This is a genomic window from Carnobacterium pleistocenium FTR1, assembly GCF_000744285.1.
Classification (GTDB): domain Bacteria; phylum Bacillota; class Bacilli; order Lactobacillales; family Carnobacteriaceae; genus Carnobacterium_B; species Carnobacterium_B pleistocenium.
On the sequence record NZ_JQLQ01000002.1, the window covers coordinates 550,999 to 572,390 of the forward strand.

Genomic DNA, 21,392 nt, shown 5'->3' on the forward strand with positions numbered 1-21,392 from the left:
ATTAAAATGAATAAAAAGATATAAAAGAGGAGAATTAAAAAATGTTAGAAGATATAAATGACATGTTGAAGCGTCACGAAGCAAAACCCATTATTAGGCAACGTCATTTCGCAGTACTGATCCCTTTAATAGAGGTGGATGGTGAAACTCATCTTTTGTATGAAGTACGCAGCAAAAAAATCTCTCAACCGGGGGAAACGTCTTTTCCTGGTGGGAGAGTTGAAGCAGGCGAAACGTATAAAGAAGCAGCGATTCGCGAAACAATGGAAGAACTGACCATTTCTAAGGAAAACGTCCAAATTTTAGGTGAAATGGATTACATTGTGAATGAGCAAGTGGTCATTCGAGCTTTTGTAGGAGAACTGCAAAATATTAAAGTAGAGGATATTCAATTTAATGAAGAAGTGGAAGAACTATATACTGTTCCGTTAACTTACTTTTTAACGCACGAACCGGTGTACTATAGTGCCAACGTAAAATTAGAGCATGAAAAAGGTTTTCCATTCGATTTGATACCAGAGGGTAAGAAATACAACTGGAAGCAAGGAAAACATGTTGTACCGTTCTATACGTTGAATAAACATACATTATGGGGGTTTACAGCTAGATTTACTGATCATTTTGTGAAATTGTTAAAAGAGCATAAAAAATGGATGATAAAAAATCCGGAAAATTAGGGCGTGTTTTAAAACTAACTTGTTAAGAGCAAATAGCCAGAACGAGCGTTAGTTCGAGTAGCTGAGACCCAATTTCCGTTTGAGTAGCCAGAACGAGCGTTAGTTCGAGTAGCTGAGACCCCAATTTCCGTTTGAGTAGCCAGAACGAGCGTTAGTTCGAGTAGCTGAGACCCAATTTCCGTTTGAGTAGCCGGAACGAGCGTTAGTTCGAGTAACTGAAAATCGAGAGCCAATTTATTTGACTCCTTGGGTCATTCATATTGTTCGTTTCTAATCTTAATCACCTCATATTTTTCTTAATTAGCCTAAAAAGCAGAATAGTCACTAGTTTTAAAACATATCCTAATAAAAAAATCAAAAAAGATGATTTGAAAATGTACAAGTCAGTTTATTCGTTGTATAATATATCGTGTGAGATGTAAAACTAAAATGAACGATATGCATAAATAAGTAATTAGTTCATTTGTTTAAAAGGGGGATTTAACATGTTTTTAGCATGGAAAGAAATTAAGTATTCAAAAACCAGATTCGCGTTGATTATTGGAGTCATGATATTGGTATCCTATTTGGTTTATTTTTTAACCGGATTATCTTATGGTTTAGCGCAGGACAATCGCACCAGTGTAGATAAATGGGAATCGGATGCCATTGTTCTGACAGATGAATCAAATACTAATATCAATATGTCAATGTTGACTTTTGAACAGGCAGAAGAAATTAAGGCAGATGAAACTGCTTTGCTCGGGCTAGCGCCAAGTGTCATTAGAAAAATCGGCGAAACAGGAGAAGCATCGAAAATCAATGTTACTTTTTTTGGAATCGATCCTGAAGAATTTATTATGCCTGAAGTCAATGAGGGCCGAGCATTCGAAAACGATGATGAAGTTGTGGCCGATATTAGTTTGAAAGAAGAAGATAATGTGGCGTTAGGAGATACTGTTCAACTAGCTGGAAGCTCTAAAGAAGTCGAAGTAGTCGGTTTTACACAGAATGCGAAGTTCAATGTAGCACCAGTTTTGTATACTACGATTGCTTCTTATCAAGAAGTTCGTTTTGAAGCAACGGACGATTCAAAAAATGGTCGAATCAGCGCAGTAGTTGTTCGAGATTCAGCAGAATTTTTTGAAGAAGTTGTAGCAGATACGGATGATCTAGCCGCGTATTCTATTGGAGACTATATTTTCAAAATACCTGGCTATAGCGCACAAGTCTTAACCTTTGGTTTAATGATTGGATTCTTGATTGTGATCGCAGCCGTTGTTATTGGAATCTTTATTTATGTATTGACTTTACAAAAAACGAGTATGTTTGGCGTTATGAAAGCTCAAGGGATTTCTTCAAGCTACATAGCAAAATCGGTTGTAGCACAAACCTTTTTATTGTCCATTATTGGAGTCGGAATAGGTCTGATCTTAACCCTTCTTACATCCTTGGTTCTTCCAGCCGCGGTTCCTTACAGTATGAATGGGTTGTTTATTGCTGGAATAACAGCATTACTTATAGTTGTAGCTGTTTTAGGAGCTTTGTTCTCCGTAAGAACAGTTGTTAAAATCGATCCATTAAAGGCAATCGGATAAAAAAGGAGGAGTAGCTATGAAATTAATAGAATTAACTAATGTAAGCCGTTCATTTGGTGAAGGACACAAGCGCATCGATGCATTGAAAGAAACTTCTTTTTCTATCGAAGAAGGCGAATTCGTTGCCATTATTGGCCCAAGTGGTTCTGGAAAAAGTACGTTGTTGACGATTATTGGAGGATTGCAAATGCCTTCAAAAGGCAGCGTGAAGATCAATGAAAAACCATTCAGCAATGTTACCGAAAAAAAACGAGCTGCTTTGCGCTTCAAAGAGATTGGATTTATTTTACAAGCTTCCAACTTAGTTCCTTTTTTAACAGTAAAAGACCAATTGAATTTAGTGAACAAAGTTGAAAAGTCAAAAATCGATAAAGAAAAACAGAAAAAACTATTAGAAGAATTAGGTATTTTTGATTTGAAAGATAAATACCCTAGTGATTTATCAGGTGGAGAACGACAACGTGTAGCAATTGCTAGAGCTTTGTACCATGATCCTTCTGTTATTTTAGCAGATGAGCCAACGGCTAGCTTAGATTCTGAAAAAGCATTTGAAGTAGTGGGGATATTAGCACGTGAAACGAAAAGCAAAAAAAAAGCGACGATAATGGTTACACATGATGAGCGATTAATCAGTCAATGTGATAAAGTATATGTTATGAAGGATGGTATTTTAACGTTAAGAGAATCTGACTAAGATCAGTTTAAGATGAAGGGGGGAGCTTAACTTGGATGAAACAACATTTGCTCGATCATTAGAAGACCAACTGTGTTTTGAAGTATACAAAGCTTCAAATGGATTTTCAAGAATGTACGGCAGAGCATTGAAGTCATTTGGAATAACTTTTCCACAATACCTTGTGTTGCTAGCCTTATGGGATAAAGATGATATTTTTATAAAAAATATCAGCGATCGATTAGGAATGAGCATCGGAACATTAAACCCGATACTTAACCGATTGACAGCTCAAGGGTGGATCCAAAAAGTTGCCTCAGATAGTGATAAACGAGCAGTGGTGGTTACACTGACTGAAAAAGGTAACCAGTCTAAAAATGCTATTTCAAAAGCAATCTTAAATGAAGTTATTCAGTGTGATTTAACGGATATAGGTAACGCAGCATTCAAAAGAGGATTGGAATCGCTGAATGATGAGTTTGAAAGCTTAGAAGAAAAAAATAATTTAAAATAAATTCAAAAAATGTACGGCAGAAAATAAGAAATGGGGGTAATCTTTTTCTCTTTCAAGCGGAATATCGCAGAAAGAGAGAAAGATTACCCCCATTTCACTAAAGAATTCGGTCATATAGAAGGCGACACCATTGTAGGTGTCCAGCATAAAAGTGCTGGCATCACATTAGTGGAACGTTTGTCGAAAGTCATTATTACTTTCGAAAAGATGGCTTACCAAAAGAAATGGACTTTAATCAAGTCGACCAATCGTTTGTTTCCTCCGTTGCAGATAAGAGAAATAATATTCTAAGAAAATCATTGAAGTATCAAACGCCACTGGAAGTATTTTTGAGTTACATGGATGAAGATATTTTGTCTAACTTAATTTGACAAATCAGAGATTATAAAATTTGAATCAATTAGTGTATATTTGCTTCCTAATAGTAGAATAGAAAAAATCTTTAAAGAGTAACTGAAAACAATAAGAAGTCTTTTAATTAGAAACTAAATAACAACTTAATAAAGTAAACTATTACCCGATATAGTAGATAGAAATAAATTATTGATCAGTATTAAAAATTTGGAGGAGTTATAATGGGAGCAATTATTGCGCTAATTATAGGTTTTGGTTCTATGATCATCGGTTTTATGGGAGAAGGAGGACATGTAGGAGCACTTATCTCATGGACACCAGCGATGATTGTTTTTGGCGGAACTATTGGAAGTGTGCTGCTTGCATTTCCTTTAGAGTATATAAAAGATATTGGAAAAATAATAAAAGTAGCTTTTACTAGAAAATCTAAAAATCTAACAACAATCATTGCTTATTTTAGTACACTAGCAGCAAAAGTAAAAAGAGAAGGTATACTAAGTATCGAGTCTGAAACAGCAGATGGTTCTGAGGTTGATCCATTTATCAAAAAAGGTATTCAATTAATTGTAGATGGAGAATCTTATGAAATGATACGTGATACTTTGGAAATTGAAATGGATGCTATTTCAGAAAGACATAAAACAGGGGCTGCTATTTTTAACTCCGCGGGTGGTACGGCTCCAACTATGGGCATTGTAGGAACGGTATTAGGATTAGTTCATGTATTAGGCGGGTTAGCAGATGCGGATATGTCTCAATTAGGAGAAAGTATATCTGCCGCTTTTTTAGCAACTCTTTATGGTTTAGCAAGTGCGAATTTAGTCTTTCTTCCTATTGGAACACGATTGAAAAAAATTGCTCAAAAGGAAGAAATGGAAAAAGAATTGATTTTAGAAGCTATCTTGATGATTCAACAAGGTGTTCGTCCTAACTTGATAAATGAAAAATTGATGGGCTTTATTAACGGAACAGCAATCGTATTAGATGCTAGCAGCACTCAAGAAGCAAAGGTAGTTCCTGAAGTATGAGTAGACGAAATAAGAAAAACGAGGAAGAACCAGAAAACCATGAACGATGGCTGCTTTCTTATGCAGATTTTATCACTCTCTTAATGATATTTTTTATTATCCTATACTCCATGAGCGAAATGGACAAATCAAAATACAATCAGTTAGCTTCAGTTTTCAGCATAGAAATGGGTGGGGGCGGAACAGGTGTCCTTGAAGGCGGAAGCGAATCTGCTGACAGTGAAACTAGCGTAGCTGAGGAAGAGTTAACAGAAGAGAAGAAACAAGAAGAAGTCAAAAAAAATATCGATACTTATATTGATACTAGTGAACTGAACGGTAGTGTAACGACATCTATCGAAGAAAGAGGATTGGTTTTGAGTTTTAATGATGCGCTGTTTTTTGATAGTGGAAATGCAGAGATCAAAGAGGGCCAAACAGAAAAATTTGCTGACATCGGAAAGTTATTAAATCAACCGACATTAAAAGATAGTTTTATTCGAGTAGAGGGATACACAGATTCTGTACCTGTTTCAAATCCTCAGTATAAATCCAACTGGGACCTATCTGCATTGAGAGCGAGTAATGTAGCTCAAGTCATCATTAGTGACTCAGGAATCGATCCAAATCGAGTTTCTGTTGTAGGGTACGGTGAATATAGGCCGAAGGCAGACAATAAAACAAAAGAAGGTCGGCTTGAAAATAGACGAGTTGATATTCTAATTTTAAATAGTGAATTTAATGATACTGAGCAAGTAGTACAGTGAAAATAGGTTCTACGTCATATGCTACAAGCAACTCTATCCTCCAAGAACGTTAAATAAATTATTGGAATAAATCTACTAATATAAAAAAATTATAGAGCGTAAAAAAGAGTGGAGATTTCACTCTTTTTTACGCTCTATATCATTAGAAATTTTAACGGTTGACAAAAAACGATTACAAGCGTAAACTGAAATCATGTAACGATTACAAACGTAGTCGAAAGAAAGAAGGAATCATGATGATCAGCAAAATCAAACCCAATATTTCAGATGCTGAATGGGAGATCATGCGGGTAGCTTGGGCGAACCAAACGGTGACCAGCAAACAAATCACAGAAATAGTAAAGGAAAAAATGAATTGGAAACAAGCAACGATAAAAACATTGATTGGTCGATTAGTTGAAAAAGGGATGTTGAAAACAGAAGCCGTTGGCAATAAGTATCTATATAGCCCACTAATTTCAGAAGAAAAAAGTTTGAAAAGTAAAACCAATGACTTCTTTAATCATTTATGTAATCGGAAAGTTGGGGCAACTCTTGCCGATCTCATTAGTGAAGCAACATTGAGCCATACAGACGTTCAAATGCTGGAAGAAATCTTACAGCAAAAAAAGGTCGAAGCGGTCGATGTCGTTCCATGCAATTGTATACCGGGACAATGTGAGTGCCAAAACCACAATCATTAATAAAAGAGGGGGTGTATAAAATTGATTGAGAAATCATTTACAATCGAAGGGATGAGTTGTGCTTCATGTGCGCAAACCATCGAAAAAACAACCAAAAAATTGCCAGGAGTTAAAGAAGTAAGTGTCAATCTGGCTACTGAGAAAATGCATATTCAATATGATGAAGCTAGTCTTACGGATAAAAACATCAAAGATGCCGTAAGCCAATCTGGCTATAAAGTCGTATCAGATATTAAAAAGAAAACATTTATTATTGAAGGGATGACTTGTGCATCTTGTGCCCAAACGGTTGAAAAAGCTACTGGGAAATTACCCGGTATTGTGAGTGCTGCTGTTAATTTAGCGACAGAAAAAATGGCTGTTCAATATGACCCCGAACAATTAGTACTGTCCGATATTACAAACGCTGTTAAAGAAGCAGGTTATGAAGCTCATGAAGAAATTGAAACAGCCGATGCAACTGATTTGGATCGCGAAAAGAAAGCTCAGCATATAAAAGATATGTGGCAGCGATTTTGGATTTCAGCAGTATTCACTGTTCCACTACTCTATATTTCAATGGGACACATGTTGGGAATGCCTTTACCTGAAGTAATCAATCCTATGATGAATGCCGGATTGTTTGCTTTAACTCAATTGATTTTGACGTTGCCCGTTTTAGTTTTAGGTAGAGAATTTTTCAAAGTAGGTTTTAAGGCGTTAGTCAAGGGCCATCCTAATATGGATTCGCTCGTTGCATTAGGAACCAGTGCAGCTTTCTTATATAGTTTAGCGCTAACGATAGGAATAGGGATAGGAAACACGAATATAGCAATGAATCTTTATTATGAATCGGCGGCTGTTATTTTGACATTGATCACGCTTGGAAAATACTTTGAAGCTCTTTCAAAAGGGAAGACATCTGAAGCAATAAAAAAATTGATAGGATTAGCTCCCAAAAAAGCTAGAGTGATACGCAATGACCAAGAAGTCGACGTGGCTATTGATGAAGTCCAAGTAAATGACATTATCATCGTCAAACCAGGCGAAAAAATGCCGGTCGATGGAATCGTTGTTGCAGGAAATACTTCAGTAGACGAAGCAATGCTGACTGGAGAAAGTATACCGGTTGAAAAAACGATTGGCGACGCGATTATTGGAGCCAGCATCAATAAAAACGGAACGATTCAATACAAAGCTACAAAGGTGGGCAAGGATACAGCCTTAGCTCAAATCATTAAGCTAGTTGAAGATGCACAAGGTTCAAAGGCGCCAATTGCAAAATTAGCTGATATTATTTCTGGCTACTTTGTACCAATTGTAATCGTATTGGCTATTTTATCTGGATCAATTTGGTATCTAGCTGGAGAATCAGGCGTATTTGCATTAACAATCGTTATTTCTGTATTGGTTATCGCTTGTCCTTGTGCACTAGGACTAGCGACACCTACTGCTATTATGGTCGGCACAGGTAAAGGTGCAGAATACGGTGTTTTAATAAAAAGTGGTGGAGCATTAGAAAAAACACACAAAATCCAGACAATCATCTTTGATAAAACGGGTACGATCACAGAAGGGAAACCTGAAGTGACAGATATCCTAACTATTAATGGCATGACTGAAGATGAATTGCTTGTTCTGGCAGCATCTGCTGAAAAAGGATCAGAACATCCATTAGGAGAAGCCATCGTTCAGGGAGCAGAAAAGAAAGCCTTAACACTGCTTAAAACGCAAGCGTTTAATGCAATTCCAGGACATGGAATTGAGGTAACGATTGAGAATCAAACACTCTTATTAGGAAACAAAAAATTAATGACCGACCGCGGTATTTCGCTTGACGCAGTGGAGGCAACTTCTGATGCATTGGCTGGAGAAGGTAAAACACCCATGTTTATCTCTAAAGATGGTCAGTTAGCTGGAATAATTGCTGTTGCAGATACTGTAAAAGCAAGCAGCTTACAAGCAATTGAGAAGTTGCATAAAATGGGTCTAGAAGTAGCCATGATAACAGGCGATAATAAGCAAACAGCTGAAGCTATTGCAAAACAAGTCGGGATCGATCGTGTGTTAAGTGAAGTGCTGCCGGAAGAAAAAGCCAATGAAGTGAAAAAATTACAAGCTGAAGGCAAAACGGTTGCGATGGTTGGGGATGGAATCAATGATGCCCCAGCTTTAGCTCAAGCAGATATCGGAATCGCTATTGGATCAGGTACAGATGTAGCAATGGAATCGGCTGACATTGTATTGATGAGAAGCGATTTGATGGATGTACCAACCGCTGTTGAATTAAGCAAAGCAACCATCAAAAATATCAAAGAAAATTTATTTTGGGCATTTGGATACAATGTACTTGGAATCCCGATTGCCATGGGCTTATTACATGTTATTGGTGGCCCACTATTAAACCCAATGTTGGCTGGGGCGGCCATGAGCTTTAGTTCAGTTTCGGTACTGATCAATGCATTGCGCTTAAAAAGATTTAAACCCTCTGCTAAATAGAAGAGTAAAAAAATACTAGTATCAGAAATGGAGCGATGAAAAATGAAAAAAATATTAACGATCGAAGGTATGAAGTGTGAAGGTTGTGCTAGCACGGTGGTTGAAAAACTAGGTTCTATTGAAGGCGTTGAACGTGTAGTCGTTGATTTAGAAAATAAACAGGCTGTTGTTGAAAGCCAAAATGAAATCGAGGAAACAGCGTTTATCCAATCACTAAGCGACACAAATTATTCCGTAACCAAATAACTAGTAAAAAGGCTGGATATATTTCCAGCCTTTTTTTACTGGTATGAATGAATCAACTTGCTAGATAAAACAAAGAAGAGTAACATACCAAGTATATTTTAGGAGGAATGAAGATGGGAATCGATAATAAATTATTAACAGAATTTAAGAACCAATTTGATGCAGATAGCACAAATCAAGTAATAAAAGGCGCTATTGCAAAAGTAGGGATAAATGATGCTTCTTTAGACAACAATTTGTTAAGAAGACATCCTTTTGAGTTTTCAAATGAAACAAAACGCGGAACTATAACGAATCAAAAAGCTAGTGGTCGTTGTTGGATGTTTGCGGCTTTAAATACAGCTCGTGTAGACACGATGAAGAAATTAAACATGGATAGCTTTGAGTTTTCACAAAATTATACGTTGTTTTGGGATAAATTAGAGAAATCAAATTATTTCTTAGATAGTATTTTGGAAACACTTGATGAAACCCAAGATTCTAGAATTATTTCTCATCTTTTAATGGATCCGGTTCAAGATGGTGGACAATGGGATATGTTTTCAGGGTTGTTGGAAAAATATGGTGCTGTCCCTAAATCAGTTATGCCAGAAACTTTTCATTCTTCTAACACTAGAAAATTAAATGAAATACTGACATCTAAATTAAGAGAATTTGCTTGCCAACTACGTGAAGGACATCAAGCAGGAGCATCACTAGAAGAATCAACAGCTAAAAAAGAAAAAATGTTGTATTTTATTTATAGCGTACTGGTAAAAGCTTTAGGAGAAGTTCCTGAAACCTTTACTTATGCCTATCGAAATAAAGACAACGAATACTGTCGCATTGAAGACACTACGCCGCAAGCTTTCTTCAAAGAATATGTAAGCTGGGATCTAACAAGTCTAGTGAGCCTGTTAAATGCGCCAACAAAGGATAAACCTTTTGGTAGAGCCTATACAGTTAAATATTTAGGAACAGTGAAAGAAGCTAAGCCGATTCAATACATCAATGTTCCCATCCAAGTTTTAAAAGAAGCTGCAGTTGCTGCTATTAAAGACAATCAACCCGTTTGGTTTGGTTGTGATGTAGGTAAAATGTTAGTGAGAGATGTTGGAATTATGGATGAACATAGTTATAGTTATGAGTTGACGCTAGGTGAAGGAAACGGTTTGACAAAAGCTCAGCGCTTAGATTACGGAGACAGTCTATTAACTCATGCAATGGTTTTCGTTGGAGTGGATCTAGATGAACAAGGCCAACCTCTAACATGGAAAGTTGAGAACAGTTGGGGAGATAAAGTTGGTAAAAAAGGAATCTATTCTATGAGCGATAAATGGTTTGAAGAATTTAACTACCAAATCGCAGTGGATAAAAAATACATTCCTGAAAAATGGATGAAAGCTTTAGAAGAACCCACTATTGAATTAGAACCTTGGGATCCTATGGGAGCATTAGCGCTAGTAAAGTAAAACATATAAATACAAACGTTTTGAAGAGGGTAATTTTTATTTACTCTCTTTTTTTTTTCAAGAGAGCAATAAGGGACAGTTACATAAAGTTAAAAATGATACTAGATTTGTAGTTAAATCATTATTTTTTCTTACAAGTTTTCTTATGAATTTTTTCTCTGTAGTAGGCTCCTCTTTGCTAAATTAATTGACGTTCGAAATAAAAAAAATAATAAATGGATTGAGTTGAAGCAAGTATGAAAAAAATCAAATGGATAATAGCTCTTATTGTATGGATCATAATTGTATTTTTGTTAAATTACTTTTATAGTGAATACCTTTCTTCGCACTATGAAGCTGCATTTTTTGTTTCCTTTATAAAAACAACGTGTGGATTATTTATCTTTTATAAACTTTTACTTGATGATTATATGAAAGAGATTTTTTCCAACAAAAAGAAAAAATAATTTTCATAGTATTCTACTGATCAAATTTAGAGCCCACTTACATAGTAAAGGCACTAAGTCAAAAGATTTGAATGCTTCAAACACAGCCTGATTGCTGAAGCGCTAACGCTTTGTAATTCAATTTATAGAATTATCTTTTCTTCTTTTAGATAAAGATTTAGATAATCCCCAATAGAAAAAAATAACTACTAACAATAAACCGTTTCTAGTAAGTTCTTGAATTGGAAGAAGCCATATAACTGCAATGCTTAAAAGAAGATAAATGATTTTTAATAAAAATGGCATAAACGTCATAAGATTTTTCACTGTTTTTGGACTCCCTTCCAAAAGTTTTTTAAATAGCGCCTACACTCTGTGGCGAAAGTAATCCGGCAACTAAACTTATTATCGTGAGTATCAATATTATACAATCAATAAAGCAAAATATTATCAGGGCTGTCTTTTAAATAATAGTTAGAACCACTTTTATAAATCGTATCGCCATCTAATTTCTTGTTTTCTATCTTTTTTATTCCATAATCATCTCTTGTTGTATCATAAGTATAATTAATCACATTACCATCGTAATCTAAGTCTGTTATTATTGCAGCACCTTCGACTGTATACTGGGTAATACGTATTTTATCATTGTTACCTTTTTTAACATTACTTAAGAATTGTTCCAACTTCTCGACATTGTATTCTTTTCCATGGAAATTTACTACATCGCCATTTTTAATGGCTATTTCAGAAGTATAAGAGGAATCATTATCAGAATTTGATTTAGTAGATTTGCTACACCCGATACCAAAAAGCATGATTAAGAATAGAACTATTATGAGAACTTTTTTCAGTGGAAATGCCTCCTAATGAATAGTGTCTATTAATTTAAGTAGTTATAAAAATACTACCTTTATTTAATTATACAGTACAGTAATATACCTATTCAAACAGTTAATAAAATTAACTGTAAATGATTTCTCTACTTTTAAAATCCTTTAATTTTGCGTCATAATGAGAGGTATGTAACTGAATGTAAACTATAAAACGAATGTTCTTATTCTTTTTTTAGGCAATAAATTAATAATAGTAAATAAAAAATTAAAATTTAATTAAAAAAAGGTTAGAAATGAAAATATGTGTTAGTATAGTGAATGAAGAATTTATTGAAAAATAAATTCTGCTTTTTATATAAGGAGTGGGAAAAAATGAAGAGAATTAAATTAGGATTAGTAGCTAAGCTGCTAATAGCAATTGTGTTAGGTATTGTTTTTGGCCAATTGGCATTTTTACCAGATTTTATTATTCAAATACCCGTTACGATCTCGGCTATATTTAGTAGTTTGTTAAGCTTTATTATCCCGCTAATGATTCTTGGATTTGTTGTAATTGGGATCGCAGATTTGACACAAGGAGCAGGGAAACTGCTAGGAATTACAACTTTGATGGCCTATTCGTCAACGTTGATTGCTGGACTGATCGCTTACTTTGTTGCTGTAAATGTATTTCCTTTGTTTATTAATGCTAGTTTAAGCGATGCTGTTTCTGGTGATCAGTCAAGCCTTGAACCACTATTTTCAATTCCTTTAGAGCCTCTACTGGATGTCACTTCTGCCATTGTTTTTTCTTTTATGTTCGGTATTTGTATTTCTTGGTTAAAGGGACAAGGTAAGGGAGAAACGATGTACAACTTTTTTAGTGAATTCAATTTGATTATCACTAAGTTGCTTAATTCGCTTATTATTCCAGGATTACCGATTTTTATATTTGGTAATTTTGTGAATTTAAGCTATGCAGGAAGTGTATTTTCAATTCTTTCAATTTTTTGGAAAGTATTTGTTATTATTATTAGCTTGCAACTGATACTTGTCACAATATTTTTTGTTATTGCTGGAGTTTATACAAAGAAAAATCCACTCATTTTGATCAAAAATCAAATTCCAGGTTATATCACAGCCGTTGGAACGCAATCTTCCGCAGCTACTATTCCAGTGAATTTAGAAATTGCTAAAAAGAATGGCGTATCGACTCAAATACGTGAATTTATTATCCCATTAGCTGCTACGATTCATTTACTTGGAAGTATCGTAACGGTCACGTCTTGTGTGACAGCCGTGCTTCTAATGTATAATATGCCTGTGAATTTTGGTTTAATGGCAGGCTTTATCGCCATGTTAGGTGTAGCGATGGTAGCAGCACCAGGTGCTCCAGGTGGAGCAATCATGAGTGCTTTACCGTTCATGACGATGGTTGGAATAGATCCTACGGGTACGCTAGGGAATCTTTTGATCACACTTTATTTGACACAAGATAGTTTTGGAACAGCAGCAAATGTTTCAGGAGATAATGCTATTGCGGTCATCATGGATAAAATCTACCATAAACATATTTTAAAAGAACCTGTTGAATAAAACCAAAAAGGAGACGTTTAAGCTTGTAACGAGCAAAAACGTCTCCTTTTTTATGTGAATGGCAAATAATGTTCGTCATTAGGTTGAATTATACAGGAAAAATGGTAGTATACAGTTAAGTAAGAAGAATTTTGAACAATGCGGAGGAATAGTAGTGGAATTTAAAACGGATGTACAGATTGCCCAAGAAGCTAAAATGGAACCGATAATAGGAGTAGCTGAAAAGTTAGGAATCAATAGTGAAGCTATCGAACAATATGGAAAGTATAAAGCTAAAATAAATGAAACAGAAATTGCTGATTTAGATACGAGAAAAGATGGAAAATTGATTTTGGTGACGGCTATTACGCCTACCCCGGCTGGAGAAGGCAAAACAACTACAGTAGTAGGATTAGGAGATGGCCTTCAAAAAATAGGCAAGAAAGCAGCTATTGCTTTAAGAGAACCTTCGTTAGGACCGGTATTTGGTATGAAAGGCGGTGCAGCTGGAGGAGGGTATGCTCAAGTTGTACCAATGGAAGATTTAAACCTGCACTTCACAGGTGATTTTCATGCGATCAGTGCAGCTAACAATTTATTAGCTGCTATGCTGGATAATCATATTCATCACGGCAATTCACTAGCAATCGATACTCGAAACATCACGTGGAAACGGGTAGTCGATATGAATGATCGGCAATTACGTTTTATTGTTGATGGTTTAAATGGTAAAACAAATGGTGTCCCGCGCGAAGATGGATTTACCATTACTGTGGCCTCTGAAATTATGGCTATCTTATGCTTGTCCATGAATATGGAAGAAATGAAATCAAAGTTAAAAGCCATTATTGTAGGGTATAATACAGCCGGACAACCGGTTACAGCTGGAGACTTAAAAGCACACGGAGCCATGGCTGTTTTATTAAAAGATGCATTGAAGCCAAATATGGTTCAGACATTGGAGCATACGCCGGCTTTTGTTCATGGCGGTCCATTTGCAAATATTGCACATGGTTGTAATAGCATCAAAGCAACAAGATTGGCATTGAAATACGCTGATTATGTAGTGACGGAAGCAGGTTTTGGAGCTGACTTAGGGGCAGAAAAATTCATGGATATCAAATGCCGCTTATCAGGTTTAGAACCAGCAGCCGTTGTTGTTGTAGCAACGGTTAGAGCTTTGAAGATGCATGGTGGGATGGCTAAAAAAGAATTGATAACAGAAAATCTCGTAGCACTTGAAGCCGGGCTACCGAATTTGATGAAGCACATTGAAAATATGCAAACGGTATTTGGCATGCCGACCGTTGTAGCGATCAATAAATTCCCCACAGATACTGCGGAAGAATTAGCTTTAGTGGAACAGAAATGTCAAGAACTTGGCGTCCATGTTGTTTTGTCAGATGTTTGGGAAAACGGCGGCAATGGTGGTCAAGATTTAGCTAGAGCAGTTGTAGAGCTTGCGGAGCAAGAAAGTACATTAACATTTGCTTATGAGCTAGAAGATACGCTGGTTGATAAAATGACTAAAGTCGTCCAGAAAGTATATGGCGGTGAAGGAATCCTTTTAGCTCCTGGAGTGAAAAGAGAAATCAATCGTTTAGAGGCGCTTGGATTTGGGAATTTACCGATTTGTATGGCAAAAACGCAGTATTCTTTTTCAGATGATAAAAATAAATTAGGCCGTCCAAAAGATTTCACGGTTACTATCAAAAAAGTGACCGTTTCTGCCGGAGCAGGCTTTGTTGTTGTATTAACTGGGGATATCATGACCATGCCAGGTTTACCTAAAGTGCCAGCAGCTGAAGCGATAGATCTTTTGGCTGATGGAAGAGTCATTGGATTATTTTAATCTTTTACACACTAAAGAAAAAATGCTCAAGCTAAGACTTGTAAAAAGCGTGCATTCAATAAAACATACGAAAAGAAAGAGGCAATTGATGACCGAAAAAGAAGATAAACAAGGGTTACGTCAAAAAATGATTTCTTTCTTAAAAAGTATTTCTATAACAGAAAAAATTGCTATTGAAAAAAAGTTAGAAGAAAATTTATTTCAATCAAAAGAATGGCAAGAAGCTGAGCGTGTAGGAGTTACACTTGCGCAAGGATTTGAATGGAATACGCTGGGTATTGTTGAGCGGGCCTGGCAAGAAGGCAAACAGGTTTGTGCTCCTAAATGTATTCCACAACAAAAGGCGATGATTTTTTATGACTTTACAAATTTGGAGCAATTAGAAAAGGGATTCCATAACCTTGTTGAGCCTAAACCTGAAGAGACAAAAGAAGTCAGTAAAACAAGTATTGATTTAATATTAGTCCCCGGTTTGATTTTTGACAAAAAGGGGTATCGCATCGGTTTTGGTGGAGGGTATTATGATCGTTTTTTAAAAGACTTCTCCAAGCATACAATCGCACTTATTTATTCAAAACAAGTACGCACTGGGCTTCCAATTGAATCTTTTGATGTACCTGTCCGAAAAATAATCACTGAAATAAATGCATAATAAAAATAAACCAATCAGACTAAAAAAAGTCTGATTGGTTTATTAGGGTTCTAGGTCAAATAGTATTTCTTCTGGAATAGATGGATTTGCTTGTGGAGAGCCATGGAAGCGCCTGAAGCCTGAAAGGAAGTCTTCAGACTTTCAAGCCTCAAATAAAGCTTAATCGCTGAAGCGTTATAATTCGCATTGAATTCTTTACATGGCTACAAGCAACCCAATTCCTTCAGGAATTTTAGGTGAGTAATTTAATTGAATGATCAACACTAAAAATTATAGACCTATATTTGTTGTACCTTGATTTTACTTTGAGAAATCGACTCCTAAATAAGTATCAAACAGCTCATATATTTTTGGCTGTTGTTTTTTTAATGAAATAGGTCGATTGTTTTTATCTAAAAAGCAATGTTTGCTTTCGCCGGTCGTTCGTAATTCGCCAGTTCCTTTATCTACTATTTGATAAGAGATAGTTAAACGAATACCATTAAATGCTTCAATTTTAGGAATAATGTAAACATGATCATTGTAGTGGACCATTGATTTGTAAGTACAAGTAATAGCTAATACGGGAATGATGATCCCGAGTTTTTCCATTTGATCATAGCCAAAATTCATTTGATCCAATAAATTGGTTCTGGCTTCTTCAAACCAACGAATATAATTCGAATGATGAATGATTCCCATCTGGTCTGTTTCATAATAGTGCGCTTGATGTTCGTATAAGTCGAATTCTTTTTCCATAACTAGGCCTCATCTCTATCTATTGCTTATTAATAGGATAGCATAACTCAACAAAACTTTTATAGATCATTTTTTTCATCTGATCAGAGAAGCGAATAAAAAGAGGCGAGTTTTCTTTTCGGTGTGTTTTCATTGAAATATTCGTAGTATACTTATTGGATAGACGAACTTTTTAAAAGTTCATGAAAATGCATGTTTAAATAAAGTTTATAAAGGAGAATACTGATGCGATTATTACATACAGCAGACTGGCATATTGGGAAAATAGTGAATGAAATGTCGATGCTAGAAGACCAAGAATATTTTCTAGATCAACTGATTGAAAAATTGAAAACGATAGAAGTAGATGCGCTGATCATGGCAGGCGATTTATATGACCGTGCCATACCTTCAAAAGAGGCCGTTACTTTAGCTAATAAAGTATTGACCCGTCTCGTTCAAGAAGTCAAATTGCCCGTTTTAGTTATTGCTGGAAATCATGACAGCAATGAACGTGTGGAGTATGGAGCAGATCTGTTAGCCACTAATCAGTTATATATTGAAGGAACTGTAAAAGAAGTGACCCGGAAAGCAACTATCAAAGGAGTCAATTTTTATTTGCTACCGTTTGCGGACTATGCTTATATCAGAGAGTTGCTACAAGATGAGACTATTAAAAGTTTAGAAGATGCCGCGAGAGTACAAATCGAAATCATAAAAAAAGAAATGGATCCAACGGAAATCAATGTGCTGATCGCTCATGGATACGTGATCAATTTAAACCACGATACATCTGAAACAACTGATTCGGAAAGGCCACTCAGTATTGGAACAGCTGAATATGTCAGTGTTGAATTATTTGAAGATTTTGATTATGTTGCTTTAGGTCATTTGCATAAAGCTCAAAAAGTAAAACACGATCGTATACGTTACAGTGGGTCAATATTAAAATACTCTAAATCAGAAGCCGTCCATAAAAAACAAGTATCATTAGTGACGTTAGAAAAAAATCAAGTTGCGATTGAACCAATATTTATCGAGGCTAAACGTGATATGCGAATCGTAAAAGGTTTCTTTGATGTACTAATGGAACAAAAATCGGATGACTATGTATTTTTTGAACTACTAGATGAGAATTTCGTTATGGATGCGATGAATCAACTGCGACGCCGCTATCCAAATGCAATGGGTTTGGAATATGCAGCTAAGAAAGAGCGAGCAGAAGGTGAGTCAGCTATGCATCAAGCACAATTGGAAAAATTAGCGGTCCAAGATATTTTTGCGGATTTTTATGCTCATTACAAAGAAAAAGAATTAACAATCGAGCACAAAGGCATTATTAATAAAATACTGCATCAAATGGAAAGAGGCGAGTAAAATGAGGCCCTTAAAATTGGTTATGAATGCTTTTGGTCCTTTTAAAGAAAAAGTCGTTATTGATTTCACCCAATTTCATCATCAAACCCTTTTTTTAGTAAGTGGACCAACCGGAGCTGGTAAAACCACCATTTTTGATGCCATTGCTTATGCTCTTTATGATGATGCAAGTGGGACAAGTCGAGGAAAGGATTCCTTTAAATCACAATTTGTTACAGATGAGGTATTGTGTTTTGTAGAGTTAGAATTTGAACTAGCTGGAAAAAAGTATTTTATAAAAAGAAGTCCGGCACAAAAAGGCCCAGGAAAAAATGGGAAATTAAAAAATTGGTCATCAGAAGTTGAATTTCATCATAACGGAACGGTGACGACTAAAATAAATGAAGCCAATAAAGAGATACAGGAATTGCTTTCTTTGTCTTACGAACAGTTCAAACAAATCGTGATGCTGCCTCAAGGGGAATTCAAAAAAATGTTGGAATCCAACAGCGCGGATAAAGAAAAGATTTTCCGGAATATTTTTCAGACGGATACGATAAAAGAACTTCAATCGCTACTAAAAGATAAAGCTAGTCGATTAAAACAAGAAATAGATCAGAGTGAAAGTACCTTGCAGCAATTTGTTGGCATGATTACTGAGAATGCCAATGAAGCATTAAAAGAAGCCATCCTTTTATTAGATGTTCCAGCAATTATAAAAGAGTTGAGCCAGTTAGTTGAAAGCCATCAAGAAAAGATTCAGTTACTTGAGAAAGAATTGACTGAACTAGATAAAACTTATCATAACAATCAACAAAAGATCGACTTGATAGCCGCTTTAACTATCCTTGAAAAAGAAAAAGAACTATTGGAAGCTAGTACAGAGTTGATCGATGCGAAACGGTTGGGACTCTCTTTAACTGAAAAAGCCGAAGACTGTTTTGAAAAAAAGCAACAAGTGGACCATATTGCTGATGAAAAAAAAGTTATTCAAAAAGAGTTGTTCAAAGAAAACCAACAGCTAGCTGAAACAACACAACACTTACTAGAGACAGAGGAAAATTTTCATGAATTACAATCTGCATACAAAGAATTACCAAATCAGCGAGAACATTTAGTCAATTTAAAAGAGCAAGAAAAACAACTTTTTGAGCAAGCAGCTAAAGAAAAAATTCGAACAAGTTTGGTAAAAGAAAATAAAGAAAAGAAACAGAGGATCCAGCAGTTAAATGAGCAAATTATTATCGATGAGTCACAATTAAAAGAACAAGAGCACAAATTGCAAGAAATCCAGCAAGCTAAAACAAGTATCATGGAAAAACAACGCGAAGCAAGTAGCCTTCAACAAGAACACTATCAAACAAAAATCCAACAAACTGTTTTAATGGAATTCAGCGGGTACCTAACAAAAAAGATTATGAAGCATAAAGAATTTCAAGAAATAGAACATAGGTTTACCCAAATAGAAAGTCATTATCAAGAACAACGATTGAGTTATAATCGAAATATAGCTGGAATACTAGCTACTGAATTGGAAAAAGAAAAGGAATGTCCTGTTTGCGGATCGCTTCATCACCCGGCTCCTGCAAAGTTAGGCGAGGATACCGTTTCAAAAGAAACTTTAGAAGAGCTAGAAGGGCAAAAAAATGAAGTAGGCAAGCAATTTGACCGAATCTCGATTGAATTGAAAGGATTAAGTGAAGCTATCCAAGCAAGTGAAATACAGTTGGGCATTCAACAAAGAGAATTACCTGATGAACAAATTAAAATTGAACAACGATTGGCTGAAGAAAGTGAGCAACAAGATAAACTAACTGAGACATTAAAAGCATTGCAAAAAGATATTGATAACGAGGAAATGGTAGAGAAAGAAAGGCAAGCTACCGCCTTGCAAGTTAGAGAAGAAGAATCAAAAATCCAAGTCCTAAAATCTGCTGTTCAGCACAATACAAAGCGTATAGATGAATTGAAAGTAGAGATTGACACCATAGTAACAAAACTAACGACGACTAGTCTAGTGGAAATCCAAGTCCTAATTAATGAAAATACAAATGAAATTACCCGCATTGAAGAAAGATACAGTCAAGCCCAAGAAAAGAAAAGTGAATTAGAAAAAGCACAAACACAGTACCAAACAAGTACAAAAGCATTTGAAAAACAATTGAGTACGCTGATTGACCGTGAGGTTGATACGAAAGAGAAATTTATTGGACAGTTGGCCGTCAGTCAATTAGACGATACATTTGAAAAATATTTAATGGAAGAAGAAGTTAAGCAGCAGCAGATCGAGGAAATCTCAGCTTTTGATAAAAAAAACTGGCTGAATCAAACCAATCTTTTGGAGAAAAAAAGCATGCTTGAAAAAGAAGGAACCAATCAGCCAATTGAAATATACGACATGAGAAATCAAGAAATAGAACGAGAAAGAAAGGTGTCAAAAGAGCAACAGCGCGAGCTAATTGGCACAGAAAAAACGGTCCAGTCTACTCTCTCTCAAATTCAATTGAATTATCAAGCGCAAAAGGGTGGGCAAGAAGAATATTTGCTATATAAAGAATTATCAGAAATGGCTAATGGTTCAAAAGAGACAGATTACATTTCATTTGAACGGTTTGTTTTGGGAATTTATTTTGAAGAAATCATCGAAGCAGCCAATACAAGATTTTCTCAAATGACTATCGATCGGTATGCCTTGATTCGGAATAAAGAGAAAACAAAGGGTGCAGGTCCTAAAGGTTTAGATCTAGATGTATTCGATAATTATACGGGTATGAAAAGAAGTGTTAAAACATTATCAGGTGGGGAAAGCTTCAAAGCTTCCTTGGCACTTGCTTTAGGGTTAAGTGATGTTGTTCAAAATCACAGCGGCGGAGTCAGTGTAGATACGTTATTTATTGATGAAGGTTTTGGGACACTGGATGCTGAATCATTAGACAGTGCTATTGAGACATTATTTGAATTAAATCAACGTGGTCGCTTAGTAGGGGTTATTTCCCATGTTGAAGAGTTGAAAACACGAATACCGATCCACATTGAAGTAACAAAATCTTCAAGAGGCAGTCAGGCGACAATCAAAATGTGAAATAAAACAGCAGCATCATATTCGCCTAAAAATAACAATTCCTGTTCCACAAGCAATTAAAGGCTAATGGTAATCAAATTACTTTATCTATTACTAGTCATTAGTTTGGGTCTATAATTTTTAGTGGTGATAGGTTTAATCCACTTACTCACCTGGAAATTCTTGAGGACTAGGATTTGCTTATAGCCGTGTATTGGATCCAATGCGAATAACAGAGCGTTAACGCTTCAGCGATTACGGTCTGTTGAGGATTGAAAGCTTTAAATTGGTCCCCATAGCTTTACAAGCAAACTTGTTTATTCCCCAAGAAATTCTTTTGAAGTATAAACACTATTTGTCATATCCTCACTTTTGGTAAGACTTATCCACACCACCTGATTTTGAGCCGATTATCTCAGCTACCATTCGTCATTAGTTTGAAAACTTAAAAAGCCGACAGAGAAAATTCTTCTCTGTCGGCTTTTTTTGAGCTAGCTGTTTTATCCTAGTTG

19 protein-coding genes and 1 pseudogene are annotated in these 21,392 nt (G+C 35.6%); 16 read left to right on the forward strand and 4 right to left on the reverse strand.

Going from position 1 to position 21,392, the window contains the following annotated elements; genetic code table 11:
- Positions 1 to 41: 41 nt before the first annotated feature.
- Positions 42 to 677, forward strand: a complete 636-nt coding sequence (locus BP17_RS02820) for an NUDIX hydrolase (protein WP_035051411.1) — start codon at positions 42 to 44, stop codon at positions 675 to 677.
- Positions 678 to 691: 14 nt separating this feature from the next.
- On the opposite strand, the gene BP17_RS02825 is transcribed toward BP17_RS02820, so the two are convergent.
- The gene (locus BP17_RS02825; RefSeq protein WP_035051412.1) at positions 692 to 910 is read right to left on the reverse strand and encodes a hypothetical protein; all 219 of its coding nucleotides are present in this window, start codon (positions 908 to 910) and stop codon (positions 692 to 694) included.
- A 252-nt stretch (positions 911 to 1,162) separates the two neighbouring features.
- Here BP17_RS02825 and BP17_RS02830 point away from each other — a divergent pair, with 252 nt between their 5' ends.
- The 10 genes and pseudogenes from BP17_RS02830 (at position 1,163) to BP17_RS02875 (ending at position 10,427) form a co-directional block, all read left to right on the forward strand.
- Positions 1,163 to 2,254: an ABC transporter permease gene (locus BP17_RS02830; protein WP_035051415.1), complete on the forward strand. Its 1,092-nt coding sequence runs from the start codon at positions 1,163 to 1,165 to the stop codon at positions 2,252 to 2,254.
- A 16-nt stretch (positions 2,255 to 2,270) separates the two neighbouring features.
- Positions 2,271 to 2,948 carry an ABC transporter ATP-binding protein gene (locus BP17_RS02835; RefSeq protein WP_035051417.1) on the forward strand — a complete coding sequence of 226 codons (678 nt, stop codon included), beginning with the start codon at positions 2,271 to 2,273 and terminating at the stop codon, positions 2,946 to 2,948.
- 31 nt (positions 2,949 to 2,979) lie between these two features.
- Entirely contained in the window at positions 2,980 to 3,441 is a 462-nt protein-coding gene (locus BP17_RS02840) for a MarR family winged helix-turn-helix transcriptional regulator (protein ID WP_035051419.1), read from the forward strand.
- Between the two features lie 48 nt (positions 3,442 to 3,489).
- Positions 3,490 to 3,812: pseudogene (locus BP17_RS02845) on the forward strand (IS30 family transposase); the annotation flags it as partial.
- Positions 3,813 to 4,016: 204 nt separating this feature from the next.
- Positions 4,017 to 4,823: a motility protein A gene (locus BP17_RS02850; RefSeq protein WP_035051424.1), complete on the forward strand. Its 807-nt coding sequence runs from the start codon at positions 4,017 to 4,019 to the stop codon at positions 4,821 to 4,823.
- The gene (locus tag BP17_RS02855) at positions 4,820 to 5,569 is read left to right on the forward strand and encodes an OmpA/MotB family protein (RefSeq protein WP_035051425.1); all 750 of its coding nucleotides are present in this window, start codon (positions 4,820 to 4,822) and stop codon (positions 5,567 to 5,569) included. Before BP17_RS02850 ends, BP17_RS02855 begins: the two co-directional genes overlap by 4 nt.
- 236 nt (positions 5,570 to 5,805) lie before the next feature.
- Positions 5,806 to 6,252 (forward strand): CopY/TcrY family copper transport repressor, encoded by a 447-nt coding sequence (locus BP17_RS02860; RefSeq protein ID WP_035051426.1) that lies wholly within the window; start codon positions 5,806 to 5,808, stop codon positions 6,250 to 6,252.
- 21 nt (positions 6,253 to 6,273) lie between these two features.
- On the forward strand, positions 6,274 to 8,730 hold the full coding sequence (locus BP17_RS02865) for a heavy metal translocating P-type ATPase (RefSeq protein WP_084676243.1): 2,457 nt from the start codon (positions 6,274 to 6,276) through the stop codon (positions 8,728 to 8,730).
- A 42-nt stretch (positions 8,731 to 8,772) separates the two neighbouring features.
- On the forward strand, positions 8,773 to 8,976 hold the full coding sequence (locus tag BP17_RS02870; protein ID WP_035051427.1) for a heavy-metal-associated domain-containing protein: 204 nt from the start codon (positions 8,773 to 8,775) through the stop codon (positions 8,974 to 8,976).
- A 113-nt stretch (positions 8,977 to 9,089) separates the two neighbouring features.
- Positions 9,090 to 10,427, forward strand: a complete 1,338-nt coding sequence (locus BP17_RS02875; RefSeq protein ID WP_035051429.1) for a C1 family peptidase — start codon at positions 9,090 to 9,092, stop codon at positions 10,425 to 10,427.
- 563 nt (positions 10,428 to 10,990) lie between these two features.
- Here BP17_RS02875 and BP17_RS02885 read toward each other — a convergent pair.
- On the reverse strand, positions 10,991 to 11,179 hold the full coding sequence (locus BP17_RS02885; protein WP_035051442.1) for a hypothetical protein: 189 nt from the start codon (positions 11,177 to 11,179) through the stop codon (positions 10,991 to 10,993).
- 104 nt (positions 11,180 to 11,283) lie between these two features.
- A complete protein-coding gene (locus tag BP17_RS13005) occupies positions 11,284 to 11,670 on the reverse strand; it encodes a DUF4362 domain-containing protein (protein WP_051910424.1) in 387 nt (128 codons plus the stop codon).
- 390 nt (positions 11,671 to 12,060) lie between these two features.
- Here BP17_RS13005 and BP17_RS02895 point away from each other — a divergent pair, with 390 nt between their 5' ends.
- From BP17_RS02895 to BP17_RS02905, 3 genes are all read left to right on the forward strand, one after another.
- The gene (locus tag BP17_RS02895) at positions 12,061 to 13,263 is read left to right on the forward strand and encodes a dicarboxylate/amino acid:cation symporter (RefSeq protein ID WP_035051444.1); all 1,203 of its coding nucleotides are present in this window, start codon (positions 12,061 to 12,063) and stop codon (positions 13,261 to 13,263) included.
- A gap of 154 nt (positions 13,264 to 13,417) precedes the next feature.
- Positions 13,418 to 15,094, forward strand: a complete 1,677-nt coding sequence (locus BP17_RS02900; RefSeq protein ID WP_084676244.1) for a formate--tetrahydrofolate ligase — start codon at positions 13,418 to 13,420, stop codon at positions 15,092 to 15,094.
- Between the two features lie 88 nt (positions 15,095 to 15,182).
- On the forward strand, positions 15,183 to 15,746 hold the full coding sequence (locus tag BP17_RS02905; protein ID WP_035051448.1) for a 5-formyltetrahydrofolate cyclo-ligase: 564 nt from the start codon (positions 15,183 to 15,185) through the stop codon (positions 15,744 to 15,746).
- 300 nt (positions 15,747 to 16,046) lie between these two features.
- On the opposite strand, the gene BP17_RS02910 is transcribed toward BP17_RS02905, so the two are convergent.
- Positions 16,047 to 16,484 carry an acyl-CoA thioesterase gene (locus BP17_RS02910; protein WP_035051461.1) on the reverse strand — a complete coding sequence of 146 codons (438 nt, stop codon included), beginning with the start codon at positions 16,482 to 16,484 and terminating at the stop codon, positions 16,047 to 16,049.
- 225 nt (positions 16,485 to 16,709) lie between these two features.
- Here BP17_RS02910 and BP17_RS02915 point away from each other — a divergent pair, with 225 nt between their 5' ends.
- Together BP17_RS02915 and BP17_RS02920 are read left to right on the forward strand one after the other, a co-directional pair.
- Positions 16,710 to 17,840 (forward strand): exonuclease SbcCD subunit D, encoded by a 1,131-nt coding sequence (locus BP17_RS02915; RefSeq protein WP_035051462.1) that lies wholly within the window; start codon positions 16,710 to 16,712, stop codon positions 17,838 to 17,840.
- Position 17,841: 1 nt separating this feature from the next.
- Entirely contained in the window at positions 17,842 to 20,901 is a 3,060-nt protein-coding gene (locus BP17_RS02920; protein ID WP_035051463.1) for an AAA family ATPase, read from the forward strand.
- Positions 20,902 to 21,392 lie beyond the last annotated feature (491 nt).

Excerpts from the sequence above, each read along its gene's own strand:
- BP17_RS02820 (WP_035051411.1), top strand. The coding sequence starts at position 42 with ATGTTAGAAGATATAAATGACATGTTGAAGCGTCACGAAGCAAAACCC.
- BP17_RS02830 (WP_035051415.1), top strand. The coding sequence starts at position 1,163 with ATGTTTTTAGCATGGAAAGAAATTAAGTATTCAAAAACCAGATTCGCG.
- BP17_RS02835 (WP_035051417.1), top strand. The coding sequence starts at position 2,271 with ATGAAATTAATAGAATTAACTAATGTAAGCCGTTCATTTGGTGAAGGA.
- BP17_RS02850 (WP_035051424.1), top strand. The coding sequence starts at position 4,017 with ATGGGAGCAATTATTGCGCTAATTATAGGTTTTGGTTCTATGATCATC.
- BP17_RS02855 (WP_035051425.1), top strand. The coding sequence starts at position 4,820 with ATGAGTAGACGAAATAAGAAAAACGAGGAAGAACCAGAAAACCATGAA.
- BP17_RS02860 (WP_035051426.1), top strand. The coding sequence starts at position 5,806 with ATGATCAGCAAAATCAAACCCAATATTTCAGATGCTGAATGGGAGATC.
- BP17_RS02870 (WP_035051427.1), top strand. The coding sequence starts at position 8,773 with ATGAAAAAAATATTAACGATCGAAGGTATGAAGTGTGAAGGTTGTGCT.
- BP17_RS02875 (WP_035051429.1), top strand. The coding sequence starts at position 9,090 with ATGGGAATCGATAATAAATTATTAACAGAATTTAAGAACCAATTTGAT.
- BP17_RS13005 (WP_051910424.1), bottom strand. The coding sequence starts at position 11,670 with ATGCTTTTTGGTATCGGGTGTAGCAAATCTACTAAATCAAATTCTGAT.
- BP17_RS02895 (WP_035051444.1), top strand. The coding sequence starts at position 12,061 with ATGAAGAGAATTAAATTAGGATTAGTAGCTAAGCTGCTAATAGCAATT.
- BP17_RS02905 (WP_035051448.1), top strand. The coding sequence starts at position 15,183 with ATGACCGAAAAAGAAGATAAACAAGGGTTACGTCAAAAAATGATTTCT.
- BP17_RS02910 (WP_035051461.1), bottom strand. The coding sequence starts at position 16,484 with ATGGAAAAAGAATTCGACTTATACGAACATCAAGCGCACTATTATGAA.
- BP17_RS02915 (WP_035051462.1), top strand. The coding sequence starts at position 16,710 with ATGCGATTATTACATACAGCAGACTGGCATATTGGGAAAATAGTGAAT.
- BP17_RS02920 (WP_035051463.1), top strand. The coding sequence starts at position 17,842 with ATGAGGCCCTTAAAATTGGTTATGAATGCTTTTGGTCCTTTTAAAGAA.